The sequence below is a fragment of the Salinicoccus siamensis genome (assembly GCF_042429615.1).
Classification (GTDB): domain Bacteria; phylum Bacillota; class Bacilli; order Staphylococcales; family Salinicoccaceae; genus Salinicoccus; species Salinicoccus siamensis.
This window is the reverse complement of the sequence record NZ_JBHMAH010000004.1, coordinates 247,489-264,272: the sequence shown is the minus strand read 5'-3', so window position 1 is coordinate 264,272 and position 16,784 is coordinate 247,489. Positions and strand designations below refer to the sequence as shown.

The window sequence follows — 16,784 nt, the reverse complement described above, 5'->3', positions numbered from 1 at the left end:
AAAAATTAAATGGGAGGCTATTTACATGAGATTTTTGACAGCAGGGGAGTCGCACGGCCCAAAATTATCCGCAATAGTTGAAGGGTTTCCATCCAATCTTCCGATTGATAAGGAAAGGATGACGCAAGAACTGCTCAAACGGCAGGGGGGCTACGGTAGAGGACGTCGCATGCAGATCGAAAAGGATACCTTCCAGTTCGGGAGTGGCATCCGACACGGCAAAACACTCGGAAGCCCGATAATGATTGAAATCATCAATGATGATTTCAAACACTGGAGTAAAATCATGGGAAGCGAGCCTCTCACTCCAGAAGAACAGGAATCACTGAGGCGTGTCATCACCAAACCGCGTCCCGGCCATGCGGATCTCGTTGGTGGGATGAAGTACAATGTACGGGACCTCCGCAATATACTTGAGCGCTCCTCCGCGAGGGAAACTGCTGCACGTGTAGCAGTAGGTGCGTTGAGCAAGGAACTGCTGCATGCACTCGACATCCGCATCTACAGCCGCGTCAATCAGATCGGCAGCGTCGAAGATTCAGGCGACTACAGTATAGAAGAGCGTCGCGACCTTCCAGCCGAATCATCAGTCCGTATGGTGTCAGAAGAGAAGACCAAGGAAGCGGAAGCTTTGATAGATGAAACGAAAAAACAAGGGAACTCGATCGGCGGCATTGTGGAAGTCATCGTTGAAAATCCACTTCCTGGGCTTGGGAGCCATGTCCATTATGATCGTAAACTCGATGGCAAGATTGCAGGCAGCATCATCAGCATAAATGCCTTCAAAGGTGTAGAATTCGGCATCGGATTCAGGGCAGGGTCCACTCCAGGTTCTGAAGTCCAGGATGAGATCCTCTATACCGAGGAAAGAGGGTACCATAGACGCACCAACAACCTCGGCGGTTTCGAAGGCGGCATGACGACAGGAATGCCGATTATCGTAAAAGCTGTAATGAAGCCGATTCCAACATTATACAAGCCTCTATTCAGTGTAGACATCAACACTAAGGAACCATTCAAAGCAACAATAGAACGTAGTGACGCTTGTGCAGTTCCTGCTGCATCTGTAGTATGTGAACATATGGTGGCCATTGAAATGGCACGCGCTGTGCTCGAGAAATTCCCTCATGATGACTTCAGCGAACTTCTCGCTGCTGTAGAACAATACAAGGAAAGAACAAAGGAGTACTAGATGGATATAGAGACCACCTATAATGACAACAACTATACGATTCATATAGGCTGGGGGATATTGGAAGAGAAACTTTTGAAGTACACGGCGCACTATGGAACAATCCACACATTGGTGGACCAGAGCGTCTACACCCTCTACTCCAGCACCATTGATGCTTTGGTCGACCAACCCATTATATTGGAAGTTGGCGAAAAATCCAAAAACTTCCAATCCTATGCCCATGTTATGGAAACACTCCTCTCTAAAGGCATCCACAGAAATGATCTGATCATTGTGATTGGCGGCGGTGCTTCTGGTGACGTTGGTGGTTTTATTGCATCTACTGTATTGAGGGGCGTAGACTATATCCAGATACCGACAACGCTTCTGGCACATGATTCATCAATAGGCGGAAAGACTGCTATAAACAGTGCCCACGGCAAAAACTTAATTGGTACATTCTATAGGCCTCAAGCCGTCATATATGATTTGAGTTTCCTGAAGACATTACCCCAGGAAGAACTGAGAAGCGGATTTGGGGAAATCTTCAAGCATGCATTGCTCGACGGAGAGGACACTGTTCATTCATTGATGTCAAAAACCACCGAAAACATCCAGTTAGAGAGTCTGGAACCGTATATCATAAGTGGTATAAGAACGAAGATGCGGCATGTCACACAGGACGAAAAAGAGGCAGGTATAAGAAGATACCTTAATCTTGGACATACATTCGGCCATGCAATAGAATACAATGACAAACTTCCCCATGGCGTAGCAGTGGTACTTGGCCTCTATATTATGATGCATGTGTCAAATTCAAACTCAAACGTTCAAGTGTTTGAGCTATCATCCTATTACAAGTACTTCAAACGGCTCGGTTATCCGATGGATACTCTAAAGCATATGGATGTTGAAAAGCTGATCGCCCTTATGTCGAAGGATAAGAAGAATCAGGATGACGCGAGCATCGGTTTCATTTTAATGACGGAGATAGGGGTGTGCCACTATCAACAAATCGCAAAGGAGCACTTGACCCAGCTCCTTGAAGAATTAAAGGAGACATTATGAAAACATTGATGAACAGCCGGTTTTACGGCACCCGGAAAGTTCCAGGCGACAAATCGATCACCCATAGAAGCCTTATGTTCGCTTCATTGGCAAAGGGGATCTCCCATGTCAAAGACCCTCTCCTCAGCGCAGACACATATGCTACAAAGGCATGTATGGAGTCTCTGGGCGTCGAAATAGTGGCTGAGCCCGAAGGGTGGAAAGTCGATTCTCCAGGAAGAAAGCACCTTCAATCCCCTAATGCACCATTATATACCGGTAATTCCGGTACTACCGCCAGGTTGTTGACTGGAATGATTGCCGGAATTGGACTGGAAGCTGAAATAATAGGGGATGCTTCCATATCGAAGCGCCCAATGGACCGCATTAAAGCCCCCCTTGAACAGATGGGCGCGCGCATTGCCCTGAAGAATGACAAATACCCTCCAATCAAGATAAGCAAGGCTGAGCTGTCACCCATATCATATACTATGCCGGTCGCAAGTGCACAAGTTAAAAGTGCACTGCTTCTTGCGGGATTGTTTGTTGAGGGCAAAAGCGTCATAACCGAACCCTCGCCATCCAGGAACCACAGTGAGCTCATGTTGGCGGAATTTGGGGCCGACATCTCGGTTGATGATCATGTAATCACATTGGATGGTGGTAAAGAGTTGAGCCCTGCCGATGTAGTAGTGCCTGGAGATATATCTTCGGCGGCGTTCCTACTGGTGTTGGCGACCCTTAAACCAGGTTCCGACATCACCATCGAGAACGTCTCCCTCAATGAAACACGTTCTGGCATTATAGATGTGTTGGAGATGATGGAAGCTGACATCACCGTTGAACCCACCTCGACGACAGGTGAACCCATTGGAAACATCCGCGCTGTCTATACCCCCAAATTGAAAGGCTTTGAAATCTCAGGAGCACTCATCCCAAGATTAATTGATGAAATCCCGATCCTGACACTACTGGCCGCCCATAGTGATGGACCATGCACGGTAAGGGATGCTGTAGAGCTCAGATATAAAGAGACAGATCGGATTCGCGCCGTCATCGATGAGTTATCAAAATTCGGATTCGAATTTACGGAATACAATGATGGATTTACAGTTTCCCTAGAAAAAATTCACCTGGCAGAGGGAGTGTCCATGAGAGGATATGGCGACCATCGGATCATCATGATGCTGATTGTGTTGGGAATCGTGATGGACCAACCACTTGATATAGATGATATGGCGGCCATAGATATTTCCTATCCGGATTTTATGGCAGACCTCGAGGCATTAAGAAAGGATGCATAGCATATGCAAAATCAGATTTATGAAGTAGTTGACCTTTTGAGGAAAGGGGAACACCCGGAATCAAAATTGAATGAGGTATTGGCTGAAGTTCCTCGGCTGACGGAAGAGGAAGACCTGGAAGCCTTATTCATACTTGGTGATGCCCTCATGTCACTAGGTCTCCATAAAGAAGGGGAGACCGTATTCACCCATTTGAATGCGCATGTTGGGCATGATGATGAAGTGTTGTCTTACCTTATAGACATCATGATAACTGACGGCCGACTGGATGAGGCTTTGAGCTTGGTGAACAGTGCTGAGAAAACGCCCGCTATCCTTATATTGAAAGCTGAAATATTCCAGCAGCTCAACATGAATGACGTAGCCGTCAAATCGCTTCACGAAGCTAAAATGCTTTCTGATGATCCGATACTGGATTTTGGTTTGGCAGAAATCCACTATCAGGATGGACAATTTCCGGAAGCGATCCGCTTCTATGAAATGCTCACCGCAAATGATATCAATGAAGTGAATGGTATCGAACTTAATCTACGCTTGGCAGAACTTCATATGAATCAACTTGAGCTCGAGTCCGCCAAAGATTATTTTGAAGCTGTAGACGAGTCCAAATACACCAATGACGACCTTTACCGCAAGGCATTGCTCAACTATCAGCTCCAATCATATGAATCTGCCAAACAACTACTCGGTAAGGTCATCGAGAACGAACCTTACTTCGTCAACTCCTATATTCTACTGATGAACATATATGAAACGGAACATGATCTCGAAGCGGCTAAAGATCTGCTTAAAAGATATATTCTGGAAGATGATACGGATGCGCTCTTCTTTTTCCATTTGGGCCGTCTACATTTCAGGAGTGGAGAGTCTGACGAAGCCATCACAAACTTCAGTCGTGCAATAGCACTCGATGAAGATTATGATGATGCCTACCTGATGCTTTTTGAAACCTTATTGAAATCATCAAGGACAGATGAAATAGGGGCCTACACCTCGAATCTCGATATCCATGCGTTGTCTGGAGAAAGTCTGTATCTGTTGGCCAAGATCCAACAGGAAAATGAAAATGACGATGATGCTTTATCGCTATATCAGGAAGCCGCAATGCTCATCGGAGACTCGGTGGAATTCTACACGGATTATTATGGTTACCTGACAGAGATCAGGCATCCTTCAAGAATGGAAGTATTGGATAAACTCAGGCTGATTGAACCTGACAATGTCGAATGGCAGTTTGAAAAGGAGAGGTTGGATGACGAATACGATGAAATATAGAAAAGACTTCATTGACTATATTTTATATAATTATGATTTTGATGACCGTATCGCGGTATGGATCTTAAACTTCATCAAATCGCATCCAGATATCTCAAGTAACATCCACTTTCAAGATGACCAGGAGATAGAACGTCACCTCAAAGTCGCTTCATCAGGACAAGGTCCAACACTCATGCTTGAGAAGGGGAATACGATCACTGTAGATGGTGAAGTGATTTTCCATGAATTGAATATGAATCAGGATGAGCCTTTGCTGCTTACTTTCAGGCTAGGATATGAGGATAACCGTTATGAACAAATAAAGGAACTTGAATCCTCCCTGGACGAAGAGTTGATGGCCCTCAGCCGTACTGCCGTGCTAAGTCAGATTGATGAGGCCCTGGACAGGAAAGACCACGACCGTTTCATAAAATTGACCGATTACTTGCAGAAAACAAACCGATAGGAGGGCACCTGATGCTTTATAACCATCAAGATCTCAATGTACTCAAAGATGAAATTGAATTTGTGGATACGGCTGTCATCCCCTTTGCGTATGGGGATATGGACGAAGATCCTAAAATGCACGCAAGCGATATGGAAATGATGCAGATGATTACTGTTCATCTTGAGAAACAATTCAAAGGCAGACTCTTCATTACACCTGCAGTCGTTACCGTCAATGGCATCACGGCTGTTGTAGAAGACTATTCTGAGCAGCTCCGCAACTATGGCTTCAAAAAAATCATCATTCTTTCCCATAATGTGCCTCAGGTAGAAGGGACACACGGCATACAATTGAACCACATCCCCTTGGAGGATATGTCTGCAGATATGAAGATGAACCTCATCGATGATGAGGTCAAAGATACGATGAAACAAATCATTGCGGTATGGAACAATAAAAAATAGGTGTTTTTACACCATTATGCTTTAGGCCGTTATCAAAACTTGATATACGTTATTGACCGGCCTCATCTAATAGGCTAAAATTGAACTGTCCTAGTTATATTAATATGTAAAAGAACGCGCGTTTGAGGGGGGAAATACGAATGTCGCAAAAAGTAACAAGACGCCAATTTCTGAACTATTCCCTGATGGGGGTCGGTTCATTCATGGCTGCCGGCATAATACTACCTATGGGAAGATTTGCCGTCGATCCATTGTTCCAAGGTGAAGCAGAAGGTGCTATGATCACAACGAGCATCAAAGTCGATGAGATCACTGAAGAGCCTACGAAGGTCGACTTTTCCTTTGAGCAGCAGGATGGCTGGTATAAGAGTGAAGTGACTGACTTCGCCTGGGTGTATAAGGACGGAGATAAGCTCATAGCGTTATCACCGGTATGTAAGCACCTCGGTTGTACAGTGACTTGGGCGGGTGATGATGCAAACCCGAATCGTTTCTTCTGTCCATGCCATAATGGACTTTACGAGAAAAATGGTAAGAATGTTCCGGGTACTCCTCCAAGAGGACCATTGGATCAGTATGAAGTCGGCAAGTCCGATGGTTTTATTACAATAGGCGAATTGAAGCCTAACGAACTGGTGAATTAATATAGGAGGGAATAATGTGCTTAATAGAATCTATGATTGGATAGACGATCGCATGGACATCACTCCTATATGGAGGGATGTCGCTGACCACGAAGTGCCGGAACACGTTAACCCTGCCTACCACTTCTCAGCATTCGTCTATTGTTTCGGAGGGTTAACATTCTTCATCACTGTTATTCAAGTATTGTCGGGCATGTTCCTGACAATGTATTATGTCCCGGACATCGTCAATGCTTGGAATTCCGTCTACTATCTGCAACATGATGTTGCTGCAGGACTTATAGTAAGAGGGATGCACCACTGGGGCGCAAGTCTGGTCGTAGTGATGATATTCCTACATACGCTCAGGGTATTCTTTACCGGATCGTATAAAGCACCACGTGAACTCAACTGGGTCGTTGGTGTACTGCTGTTCCTCGTCATGCTTGGGCTGGCGTTCACAGGCTACCTGCTGCCATGGGATATGAAAGCATTGTTTGCCACAAAAGTAGGTTTGGAAATTGCAGAGAGTGTACCGTTCGTCGGTGAATGGATTAAGACGTTGCTTGCTGGTGATGAACAGATCATCGGTGCCCAGACATTGACACGTTTCTTTGCCATCCATGTATTCTTCCTGCCTGCTGCTCTATTTGTACTGATGGCTATCCACTTCATCATGATACGTAGACAAGGCATCTCAGGACCACTATAGGAATCAAGGGAGGTAAATTGATATGAAACGTGGAAAAGGGCTGACTTTTGTCGGCGATTCCAGAATACAAAAGTATGAAAAGCCAAAACTAAATCGCGACTATTCAGAATTTCCTGGTCGCACGGAAGAATTCTATCCTGATTTCCTTCTGAAAGAATGGGTGACTGGTTCGGTTTTCCTTATAGGGTTCCTATGTTTGACAGTGGCCGATCCTGCGCCGCTTGAGCGTATAGCAGATCCTACCGACACTGGTTATATACCGTTACCTGACTGGTATTTCCTGTTCCTTTATCAGATACTCAAATACTCATACGCATCCGGCCCGTTCAACATCATCGGCGCAATCGTCATTCCGGGGCTTGGTGTAGGTGCATTGCTTCTTGCACCATGGCTTGACAACAATAAAGAACGCCTCTGGTCAAAACGTCCAGTCGCTTCTGCAATGATGCTGATTTCTTTTGCGATTATTTTCTATACTACATGGGAATCAGTGGCATACCACGACTGGGAGACACAGAATCAGCAAGGGGAGATCGTATTCTCCAACTTGGATACTGAAGACCCTGTCTACCAGAACCTCATCAAAACGAACTGTACAAGTTGCCACGGCGGTGAGCTGACCGGTGCTTCAGGTCCAAACCTGGTTGAAGCCGATCTCGCTCCTGAAACTGTACAGGCATTCGTAGAGAACGGCTCAGGGGATATGCCAGCATTCAAAGATCAACTTTCAGACGATGAAATAAAGCAAATCTCAGAATTTGTAGCAAACCTTGAAGAAACTTCAGAAGACGAATAAGTTCTTCTGGGAGCGTCACGCTACAGATCGATAAGTCAAAAAGCCCTAGGAATAGGGCTTTTTTTAATAAGGGAATGTTTATATGTATAAGCTACTGGACCTAATGTACAACAGGGCTTTTTTATTGCTCCTGCTCATTTCAAATATACTCGGGACTTTGTATGGGTATTGGTGGTATAGGGGACAGCTGGGTTCAACCGAATGGTACTTCATGCCTTTCGTCCCGGATAGTCCGACGGCCACGCTTTTCCTATGCATAGTTATCGTGCTGATTCTCCTCGGCAAAAGATGGGGGCTGATGGATGCGCTTGCCTTTACTACGCTTATAAAATACGGCGTATGGGCAGTGGTGATGAACTTCCTGACTTTCATAGAAACAGGTTTTGTTTCGTGGATAGGACTTATGCTTATAGCGAGCCACAGCATAATGGCTATACAAGCTTTCCTATTCCTGCCACATCTTGAAATAAAACAGAGTCATTTCTATATCACTGCAATATGGCTGTTCCATAATGACGTGGTGGATTATGTCTATAATCAATACCCCGTATATGGTAATCTCGTCCAATACCAGGATCATATCGGGTATTTTTCGTTCTGGCTGAGTGTGTTGGTGCTGGTGCTGCTACAACAACTGGTAGAAAGGCGTTCTGATTGACGGGATACTGAAATTTGAAGTAAAATAAAGTATGTAAAAATAATGGAGGTTGGAATACACGTGTATATCATTCTATATTTTGTAGTCCTTATGGTTGTTCCAATGCTCGCACAAATGAATGTAAAATCCACATTCAATAAGTATTCCCGTGTGCGGTCAACCAGCGGCCTGACAGGACGTGAAGTCGCAGAGGAAATCTTGAAGGAAAATGGCATCTATGACGTGTCCATTGAAAGAGGCAGAGGATTTCTGAGCGACTACTACGATCCCAAGAATAAAAAACTAGTTCTATCCCCACACAACTATGATACGCCTAGTGTTGCCGGAACCGCGGTAGCAGCACACGAAGTGGGGCACGCAATCCAACATGCAACAGGATATGCTTTTCTGAACTTCCGCTCCGCATTGTTCCCACTCGCCCAAATCGGCAGTAATTTCTCGTACTTCCTCATCATTGCAGGAATGCTCATCACCTATGCACAAAGCAATGCAGGTGGTGGACTGGGTGAAATGCTCCTATGGGGCGGTATCGCACTTATGGCTTTTGCAGTACTCTTCCAGGTGGTCACGCTACCGGTCGAGTTCGATGCTTCAAAACGCGCCATGAACCAGATAGAGACTTTGAATATCGTCAATGAGAAGGAATACCGTCATGCAAAGAAGGTCTTGAATGCTGCGGCCATGACTTATGTCGCTGCGACTGCTGTCGCTGTGGCAGAACTGGTACGGTTCATCCTCATTGCACGTGGAAGCAATTGATAGTTTTTCTGGAACCCTTTTGGAGGGTTCCTTTTTTATTTATCTTGAACTCTGGTAAAATGATGATGATATGAAGTAAATTCGACAATATATACTCTTTCGAATATCAATCATTGAATGATCAGAAAAGGATGATGAACATGAAGATTGCATTGATTGCACACGATAAGAAAAAGGATGACCTCTTACGTTTTATGGACATCCACTTGGATTTCTTCAAAAATCAAGAACTCTTTGCGACAGGAACTACCGGAGGACGCATCATTGAGCATACAGGTTTGCCGGTCAACCGCTGTAAATCCGGTCCCCTAGGGGGTGACCAGGAGATAGGTGCCATGGTCGCGAATAAAGCCATTGACTGTATCATCTTTTTCAGGGATCCACTCACTGCCCAACCGCACGAACCGGATGTTACCGCTTTGCTCAGGTTATCCGATGTCTATGACGTGCCTCTAGCAACCAATGAAGGCACTGCGGAAGCAGTCCTGTACCATCTGACACGCACGGAAAGGGAGTAGCATTATGAAAATTGGCATTACATGTTATCCAAGTGTAGGGGGCAGCGGAATCATCGCCACCGAGCTTGGTATACAGATGGCAGAGCGGGGGCACGAGGTCCATTTTATAACTTCCAATGTACCGTTCCGTCTAAGCACAAGCCATCCCAACATCTATATTCACCAGACGGATATCAATGATTACAGCGTTTTTCGTTACCCGCCATATGACATAACCATCGCAAGTAAGATTTCTGAAGTGATTCTTGAGCATAACCTGGACATCATCCATATGCATTACGCAGTGCCCCACGCCGTATGCGGTATACTGGCGAGGCAGATGGCTGGACGGGAGGTGCCCGTTGTAACCACTCTCCATGGTACAGACATCACAGTGCTCGGCTACGATATGTCGTTAGTGAGCGCCATCCGTTTTGGCATAAACGGCTCTGATGCTGTTACGGCAGTTTCCGAGAGCTTAAAGGAACAGACGAAAGCTGTGATAGAGACGGAGAAAAAGATCCGCACCGTACATAATTTCGTCGATGAAAATTATTTTAATGTTGAACATCGCCAGATGACGCAGCAGAAGATGAAGGAACGTTTCAGTATAGATGAAGACACTATCGTATTGATGCACACCTCCAATTTCAGGAAGATCAAGCGCATCGATGATATAGTGCGGGCCTTCCATACTGTGCATGAAGCACTCAATGGAGTGCTGGTACTGGTGGGTGATGGTCCCGAAATGAACAGTGTCAAAAGGCTGGTAAAGTCTCTGGGGCTGAAGGACCATGTCATCTTCGCCGGCCAACAGACGGATGTACGGTCATTCTATCTGATGAGCGATATTTTCCTGTTGCTGAGTGAGAAGGAAAGCTTTGGATTAGCCTTGCTCGAAGCGATGAACTGCGGCGCAGTACCTATCGGCAGTGTGGCTGGTGGCATCAGTGAAGTGATCAGAAATGAAGATACTGGATTCCTGGTTGAGGTGGGGGACTACAGAAGTGCTGGAAAACATATCATGCAACTGGCGAAAGACCCTTCTTTATATAGGGAAATGCATGAGAATATGTTGTCGGATATTGCATCAAGATTCCACTCCAATGTCATCGTCAGTCAGTACGAGAAGCTTTATGGAGATCTGTTAGGGGATGCAGACAATGCATGAGTTATTTATTTTAGGTGGAGAGATACTGAAGACATTGAAATCCAACGGGTTCGAGGGATACTTTGTTGGAGGCTGCGTACGGGATTACTATATGGGACGCACGGTGAATGATGTAGATATCACAACCAACGCGCTTCCGGATCAGATAGAATCACTATTCCCGCAGACGATCGATGTGGGGAAGGAGCATGGCACAATCATCGTACGGATTTCAGGTGTCTCCTTTGAAGTCACGACGTACCGCACAGAAGAAGGCTACAGTGATTTTCGCAGGCCGGACCGCGTATCGTTCACCAACCGGCTTTATACGGACTTGGAGCGCAGGGATTTTACGATGAATGCGATGGCCATGGATGAAGATTTCAAGATTTTGGACCCCTATTCAGGCAAAGCCGATATAGCAGATGGAATCATCCGGACGGTCGGGTGCCCAAGGGAACGATTCGGTGAAGATGCCCTCAGGATGTTGCGGGCAGCACGCTTCTCTTCCCAGCTGCAGTTTGACGTTGAAACAGCCACGCAAGATGCCATGACTGAGAGCGCCAAATACCTTGAACATGTGGCTGTAGAGCGAACAGTGGCAGAGCTTGTAAAATTGTATGGTGGGAAGGATAATCTAAAAGCAAAACACGTCCTTGTCAAAACTGGGATTACAGCGCATCTCCCTTTCTTCAAACATGTGTGTGAAACATCATTCCTCAAAACACGGCCAGAATCATTACTGGAGGAGATTGCACTGCAGATTTGGCTGGATGAAGATTTATATGACGCGCTCAATACCTTGAAACTTTCGAACGAGATGAAAAATGAAATCAACCAGATATTAAAATTGTCGGAGGACGCTGCACACGAAGATTACTTGATGCTTGCATATAGTTTTTCTGATAGAATACTATCTGTTGCGTCCTCCATGATGGGCACCAATCCTTTTTTCTCTTCATCGCTGAAAGTGCAGAATATAGCTGCCGCGATAGGGGTGAAATCGGATTTGCCGATACATTCCCAAAAAGATATTGCCATCGATGGCAAGCAGCTTATGGCGTATTTTAATCTGCCTGGCGGCAAATGGATCCGTACAATTATGGAGGCGCTTGAAGAAGAGATTCTGTGTGGCAATTTAAAGAATGACAAGTATGAAATCATGAAATGGATGGACGCCCATGTCGAAATCGAAACAGGACATATTAAGATTATTAAAGAATGATGAATACATTTCAGGCCAGTCGATGGCGGATCAGCTTGGCATTTCCAGAACTTCAGTATGGAAGAGCATTAAAGCGCTAAAAGCGGAAGGCTATCAGATTACATCTGTACCGAATAAAGGTCATCGGTTGATTGCGCCGCCCGGCTACATAAATCAGACCGCCTTGGAAGTTCTGGTGGAACACTCCGAAGTGTTCGGGCATATCGAATATCTGCAGACGGTCGACTCGACGCAGAATATTGCTTTTAAGATGCTCGATACCTATGACGGTGCATTTATCGTGGTTTCAGAGGAACAGACGAAAGGACGTGGCCGATTCAACCGTAATTGGGCTTCTCCCAAACAGCGGGGGCTCTATATCTCACTCGTATTGAGACCGAACGTGCCACTGACGGACATCATCCGGTTCAATTTATTCATATCGCTCGCCATCTCCAAGTCCATTGATGAAACTTTTAATCTATCGAGCGGCATAAAATGGCCAAATGACATATATATCAATAATAAGAAAGTATGCGGATTCCTGACGGAAGTAGTGAGTGAAGGGAATGCTGTCAATGCTGTGGTATGTGGCATCGGCATCAATATATTCAATGACGCAGCTTTGTCTTCCTTGCCGAGGGCGACTTCCATCGAAGCAGAGATGGCTGAAGGGGAGGGGCTCGATACGGACATTTTCATGAAGCATCTCTTTAGAAACCTGGAACATTACTATGGTTTGTTCCTCAAGCATCCATTCACTGCCATCAGGGACGAGTGGAAAGCCAAATCGATAATATTCGACAAATATTTAAAAATCAGCGAGACAGGAGATTCATTCATGGCTCGGGCACTTGACATAGATGAGGGCGGCTTCCTTGAAGTGGTGGATGAAAATGGTCGACTCAGAAGAGTAATCAGTGCAGATATAGAATTATAGTGGGGAATCGGTGATAAGATGCAACATCAGAAATTTGCGGTTGTAGACCTTGAAACAACAGGCAACGATCGGAATAGAGACAGCATTATACAAGTAGGTATTGTAATAGTTGAAAACTTGAAGATAGTCGATCAGTATACTACATTTTTGTCGGATGAAGTCATGCTCTCTCCTTTCATCCAAGATTTGACTGGGATTGACAGCGGGATGTTGGAAGGCGCCCCGAAGTTTAAACAGGTTGCAAAACACATCTCGAGTATGCTTGAAGGGTGTGTATTTACAGCACATAATGTGGAATTCGACTACGGGTTTCTTGAAATGGCCTTCAAGTCCTGTGGTATTTCCTTCAGGCCTTTATACCTGCTCGACACTGTTGAACTATCCAAGATTTTCTTGCCCACGCTCGAGCGCTTTCAGCTTAATGAAATTGCGCAAGTATTAGATCTTGAACTGTCAAACGCCCATAGGGCTGATGAAGATGCAAGGGCTACTGCAGAACTGCTTATCCATCTGCTCACTAAGATCACTGCACTCGATACAGAGACTTTGAAGCTTTTGTACCATTTATCCAAACCCCTGAAATTTAACCTTTCAGATCTGATCTTTTCTGTAGCAGCAGAATCTACATCATCAAAGACGACTCATCTCGAACGGTATGGTACCTTCCATATCCGTAAAGCCACAACGAAGCGGGCGAGTGTTGCTCCCATGTCAGTGGACGAAATATATAGTGCCTACATACGCTGGTCACATAAAGACTTCAGGGCGGACCAGCTACATCTTGCGAAAGAAATATTCGAAGCGATGGAACGATCTGAAAACCTCGCGGTGGAAGCTTATACTGGTATTGGAAAAACCATCGCTTTTCTTATTGCAGCCGTAAGCTATCATTCGTTGTATGGAAAACAAGTGTTGATCTCCACGTCGAAGAAGATTCTGCAGAACCAGATCATCAAAGATGAATTGGCATCTCTGAAGGCGGCGCTTGGCAAAGATATACCGACAGCCAGCTTGAAGGGAAAAGATAATTACATTGATCTCGATGCCGTAGAACTTCTGCTCTCCGCTGAAGAGGATAATACAGAAATCATACAGTTGAAGATGAAATTGCTCGTATGGCTTTTGGAAACTGAAACAGGGGATATAGCGGAAATACATTTAAGGGGACCTGAAAAATCCTACTACCGGACTGCGTCGATCCAATCCGGCACACTTGGAGAGATTTTCTTCAACCGGGCCCTAAAACGTGCCGAAGAGTCGACTCTGATAGTGACCAACCATTATTTCCTTACAGACTGTGCTGAATACCTGCAGGATGTAGAAGTGCTTATCATCGATGAGGCCCACCAGCTGAAGCGCGCGCTCGATGAGCGTCTGAAGGTCTCCTATGGCTATCAGGACATGAAGTTCTTCATTGGACAGATAGGCACCACCAATCAGGAGAGGCTACTTTCTAGCTATCTCGAACAAAATGATGCTGCGGACGCCGAAATGCTTGAAGATATATTAAAACGCATCAACCATAATATCGATAATATCTTCAGTGCCATCTCGGCCGGCAACAGAAAACAGCTTATGGCACATCTTGAGACAGGCTCAAGGCACGCCTCGACATTTCTTGGCATCGTCAGGGACACAGGCGACTACCAGGCAATCTATAACCATATGCACCATTATGCTATGGTGCTTAAACAGATATACGAAGGGCTTCAAAATGAGCGCTTTTCTCTTGATGTTGACGTTAATTTCCAAAAGATAAAAATCCATATACAGCTTGATGATATGGAGACCATCAAAGAGAGAGTGGTGCGCGGTTCGGCGTCCATCCTGCTCTCAGGGACCCTCGAAGTGAACGGCGGCTTCAGCCATCTTGATTATTGGTTCGGAGAGCATGAGCCCCGCACCAAAGTCTTTGCGAATGATTCCCTGTTCAACAGCACGAAGCTCTTCATTCCTGAAGATGTGCCGGACTACAATATCAATGACGATGCCTTCATCTCGTCAATCGTGGAATATATGGCCGTCTATTTGAGTGAAACGGATCAAAAACTAATGATTCTATTTTCCAATTATGAACTGCTTGATAAGGTATATGAATACATGGAAGCCATCGAAACATTCGAAAGCTTCGTCATACTTAGGCAGACGAGAGGAATGGCCAGCGACAAGTTGCTGTCCCAATTCAATCAGCTGGAACGCAGCATTTTGCTTGGCACTTCCAGTTTCAACGAAGGCATCAATATAGAGGGGGACGGATTGAAGAGCCTAATGCTGACAAAATTACCATTCCCCGTGCCAAAACAGCCGGACTTCAGGCATTTCTATAAAAATGATCTGCCGGAAGCTGTTTTTCAATTCCGTCAAATAGCGGGGCGTATCCATCGCAAACCATCTGACAAGGGGCTTCTGTTCCTGTTCGATAAACGGCTGCTCAGCAGAAGGTATAAAAATGCCTTTCTGAAATACTTCCCTGACGAAAACGTCATAGAAGGAAACACTGAGTCTTTCAAAGCTTTGCTTCGTGACTTATAATGGATATAACACTATTAAAGGAGACAGACGATGCAACTCTCTAAAAAAATAAAGAACATCACACCAAGCCAGACATTGGCCATCACAGCCAAATCAAGAGAACTGAAAGCCCAGGGCGTTGATGTCATCAGCCTTGGAGCAGGAGAACCTGACTTCAATACACCAGATGAGATCATCGAGAAAACCTACCAGGCGCTAAAGGAAGGCCATACCAAATATACCGCTGCCTCTGGTGTTCCAGAGCTTAAAGAAGCCATTTCAAAAAAGATGAAAATGGACCATGACCTGCAATACGACACATCAGAGATTTTCGTTGGAAGTGGTGCAAAGCATGTCCTCTACAATATCTTCCAGGCGACCTTGAATCCAGGGGATGAAGTCCTGATACCGACCCCTTACTGGGTAAGTTACACTGAACAGGTTAAACTGGCTGAAGGTAAGCCAGTCATCATGCATACAGATGAATCCACGTCCTTTAAAATGACGCCGGAAATACTTCAGCGCCACGTGACCGACCGTACACGCATGCTGCTCCTCAACTCACCAAGCAACCCAAGTGGCATGGTCTACACAGAAGACGAACTCCAGGCACTTGCAGATTATCTCGAAGAGACGGATATAATCGTAGTGGCTGATGAAATATACGAAAAACTCGTCTACGATAATGTACACATTTCGATCGCCTCGATGAGCGATAAGATGAAGCAGAACACCATCATCGTAAATGGCGTCAGCAAATCCCATGCGATGACCGGATGGCGCATCGGCTACGCTTGTGGCGACCGTGACCTCATGAAGGCGATGACTGACCTTACGACCCATTCGACATCGAACCCTGCCACACCATCACAATGGGCTGCGGTAGCGGCTTATGGGATGGAAGATTCGTATCTGGTTGAATACAATAATACTTTCCGGGAACGCCGGGATAAAGCGTACAGTAAATTGATGGAGCTGCCATATATAACTTGCATAAAACCAGAAGGCGCGTTCTACCTCTTCCCGAATTTCAAGGAGTGTGCTGTTAAATGCGGATTCGATAGTGTCGATGATTTCGTCGCACAGCTGCTTGAAGAACAGCATGTGGCTGTAGTGCCGGGTTCCGGATTCGGTTCACCCGACAATATCCGCCTGAGCTACTCATTGAGCGCAGAGGATATGGAAAAAGCGCTTGAACGCATCAAAAAATTCATAACACAACATGCAAAAGGAGTTTGAC

The 16,784-nt window shown here is 45.4% G+C and carries 17 protein-coding genes; all 17 read left to right on the top strand.

The genetic code is table 11. The features are described from left to right. The first annotated feature begins 25 nt into the window (after positions 1–25). The 17 genes from aroC to ACFFLE_RS01925 all read left to right on the top strand — a co-directional run bounded on the left by aroC (position 26) and on the right by ACFFLE_RS01925 (position 16,783). Positions 26–1,192 carry a chorismate synthase gene (aroC, locus tag ACFFLE_RS02005; RefSeq protein ID WP_380569500.1) on the top strand — a complete coding sequence of 389 codons (1,167 nt, stop codon included), beginning with the start codon at positions 26–28 and terminating at the stop codon, positions 1,190–1,192. Continuing rightward, positions 1,193–2,242 carry a 3-dehydroquinate synthase gene (gene aroB / locus ACFFLE_RS02000; RefSeq protein WP_380569499.1) on the top strand — a complete coding sequence of 350 codons (1,050 nt, stop codon included), beginning with the start codon at positions 1,193–1,195 and terminating at the stop codon, positions 2,240–2,242. Then, entirely contained in the window at positions 2,239–3,525 is a 1,287-nt protein-coding gene (aroA, locus tag ACFFLE_RS01995; protein WP_380569498.1) for a 3-phosphoshikimate 1-carboxyvinyltransferase, read from the top strand. Before aroB ends, aroA begins: the two co-directional genes overlap by 4 nt. 3 nt (positions 3,526–3,528) lie before the next feature. Continuing rightward, positions 3,529–4,800: a tetratricopeptide repeat protein gene (locus ACFFLE_RS01990; RefSeq protein WP_380569497.1), complete on the top strand. Its 1,272-nt coding sequence runs from the start codon at positions 3,529–3,531 to the stop codon at positions 4,798–4,800. Then, on the top strand, positions 4,778–5,248 hold the full coding sequence (locus tag ACFFLE_RS01985) for a YpiB family protein (RefSeq protein ID WP_344702973.1): 471 nt from the start codon (positions 4,778–4,780) through the stop codon (positions 5,246–5,248). Before ACFFLE_RS01990 ends, ACFFLE_RS01985 begins: the two co-directional genes overlap by 23 nt. A gap of 11 nt (positions 5,249–5,259) precedes the next feature. Next, positions 5,260–5,694: a DUF2487 family protein gene (locus ACFFLE_RS01980; RefSeq protein WP_380569496.1), complete on the top strand. Its 435-nt coding sequence runs from the start codon at positions 5,260–5,262 to the stop codon at positions 5,692–5,694. Positions 5,695–5,834: 140 nt separating this feature from the next. Beyond that, on the top strand, positions 5,835–6,338 hold the full coding sequence (locus ACFFLE_RS01975) for a Rieske (2Fe-2S) protein (protein WP_344702976.1): 504 nt from the start codon (positions 5,835–5,837) through the stop codon (positions 6,336–6,338). Positions 6,339–6,354: 16 nt separating this feature from the next. After that, the gene (gene qcrB, locus ACFFLE_RS01970; protein ID WP_380569495.1) at positions 6,355–7,029 is read left to right on the top strand and encodes a menaquinol-cytochrome c reductase cytochrome b subunit; all 675 of its coding nucleotides are present in this window, start codon (positions 6,355–6,357) and stop codon (positions 7,027–7,029) included. Between the two features lie 22 nt (positions 7,030–7,051). Further along, entirely contained in the window at positions 7,052–7,825 is a 774-nt protein-coding gene (locus tag ACFFLE_RS01965) for a menaquinol-cytochrome c reductase cytochrome b/c subunit (protein WP_344702980.1), read from the top strand. Between the two features lie 82 nt (positions 7,826–7,907). Then, positions 7,908–8,483, top strand: a complete 576-nt coding sequence (locus tag ACFFLE_RS01960; protein WP_380569494.1) for a DUF1405 domain-containing protein — start codon at positions 7,908–7,910, stop codon at positions 8,481–8,483. 42 nt (positions 8,484–8,525) lie between these two features. Continuing rightward, entirely contained in the window at positions 8,526–9,242 is a 717-nt protein-coding gene (locus ACFFLE_RS01955) for a zinc metallopeptidase (RefSeq protein WP_380569493.1), read from the top strand. A gap of 140 nt (positions 9,243–9,382) precedes the next feature. Then, positions 9,383–9,760 carry a methylglyoxal synthase gene (locus tag ACFFLE_RS01950; protein ID WP_344702986.1) on the top strand — a complete coding sequence of 126 codons (378 nt, stop codon included), beginning with the start codon at positions 9,383–9,385 and terminating at the stop codon, positions 9,758–9,760. Positions 9,761–9,764: 4 nt separating this feature from the next. Beyond that, positions 9,765–10,910, top strand: a complete 1,146-nt coding sequence (gene bshA / locus ACFFLE_RS01945; protein ID WP_380569492.1) for an N-acetyl-alpha-D-glucosaminyl L-malate synthase BshA — start codon at positions 9,765–9,767, stop codon at positions 10,908–10,910. Next, a complete protein-coding gene (locus ACFFLE_RS01940; protein ID WP_380569491.1) occupies positions 10,903–12,114 on the top strand; it encodes a CCA tRNA nucleotidyltransferase in 1,212 nt (403 codons plus the stop codon). Before bshA ends, ACFFLE_RS01940 begins: the two co-directional genes overlap by 8 nt. Then, the gene (locus ACFFLE_RS01935) at positions 12,071–13,033 is read left to right on the top strand and encodes a biotin--[acetyl-CoA-carboxylase] ligase (RefSeq protein WP_380569490.1); all 963 of its coding nucleotides are present in this window, start codon (positions 12,071–12,073) and stop codon (positions 13,031–13,033) included. Before ACFFLE_RS01940 ends, ACFFLE_RS01935 begins: the two co-directional genes overlap by 44 nt. 18 nt (positions 13,034–13,051) lie before the next feature. After that, entirely contained in the window at positions 13,052–15,565 is a 2,514-nt protein-coding gene (gene dinG / locus ACFFLE_RS01930) for an ATP-dependent DNA helicase DinG, 3'-5' exoribonuclease type (RefSeq protein ID WP_380569489.1), read from the top strand. 30 nt (positions 15,566–15,595) lie between these two features. After that, complete coding sequence (locus ACFFLE_RS01925; RefSeq protein ID WP_380569488.1) at positions 15,596–16,783, top strand: pyridoxal phosphate-dependent aminotransferase; 1,188 nt, start codon at positions 15,596–15,598, stop codon at positions 16,781–16,783. Position 16,784: the final 1 nt, after the last annotated feature.

Bases quoted from the DNA above. Each gene is read 5' to 3' on its own strand.
- ACFFLE_RS01975 (WP_344702976.1), top strand. From the start codon at position 5,835: ATGTCGCAAAAAGTAACAAGACGCCAATTTCTGAACTATTCCCTGATG.
- ACFFLE_RS01955 (WP_380569493.1), top strand. From the start codon at position 8,526: ATGGAGGTTGGAATACACGTGTATATCATTCTATATTTTGTAGTCCTT.
- ACFFLE_RS01985 (WP_344702973.1), top strand. From the start codon at position 4,778: ATGACGAATACGATGAAATATAGAAAAGACTTCATTGACTATATTTTA.
- ACFFLE_RS01935 (WP_380569490.1), top strand. From the start codon at position 12,071: ATGTCGAAATCGAAACAGGACATATTAAGATTATTAAAGAATGATGAA.
- ACFFLE_RS01950 (WP_344702986.1), top strand. From the start codon at position 9,383: ATGAAGATTGCATTGATTGCACACGATAAGAAAAAGGATGACCTCTTA.
- aroB (WP_380569499.1), top strand. From the start codon at position 1,193: ATGGATATAGAGACCACCTATAATGACAACAACTATACGATTCATATA.
- ACFFLE_RS01980 (WP_380569496.1), top strand. From the start codon at position 5,260: ATGCTTTATAACCATCAAGATCTCAATGTACTCAAAGATGAAATTGAA.
- ACFFLE_RS01925 (WP_380569488.1), top strand. From the start codon at position 15,596: ATGCAACTCTCTAAAAAAATAAAGAACATCACACCAAGCCAGACATTG.
- aroC (WP_380569500.1), top strand. From the start codon at position 26: ATGAGATTTTTGACAGCAGGGGAGTCGCACGGCCCAAAATTATCCGCA.
- ACFFLE_RS01960 (WP_380569494.1), top strand. From the start codon at position 7,908: ATGTATAAGCTACTGGACCTAATGTACAACAGGGCTTTTTTATTGCTC.
- dinG (WP_380569489.1), top strand. From the start codon at position 13,052: ATGCAACATCAGAAATTTGCGGTTGTAGACCTTGAAACAACAGGCAAC.
- aroA (WP_380569498.1), top strand. From the start codon at position 2,239: ATGAAAACATTGATGAACAGCCGGTTTTACGGCACCCGGAAAGTTCCA.
- ACFFLE_RS01940 (WP_380569491.1), top strand. From the start codon at position 10,903: ATGCATGAGTTATTTATTTTAGGTGGAGAGATACTGAAGACATTGAAA.
- bshA (WP_380569492.1), top strand. From the start codon at position 9,765: ATGAAAATTGGCATTACATGTTATCCAAGTGTAGGGGGCAGCGGAATC.
- ACFFLE_RS01990 (WP_380569497.1), top strand. From the start codon at position 3,529: ATGCAAAATCAGATTTATGAAGTAGTTGACCTTTTGAGGAAAGGGGAA.
- ACFFLE_RS01965 (WP_344702980.1), top strand. From the start codon at position 7,052: ATGAAACGTGGAAAAGGGCTGACTTTTGTCGGCGATTCCAGAATACAA.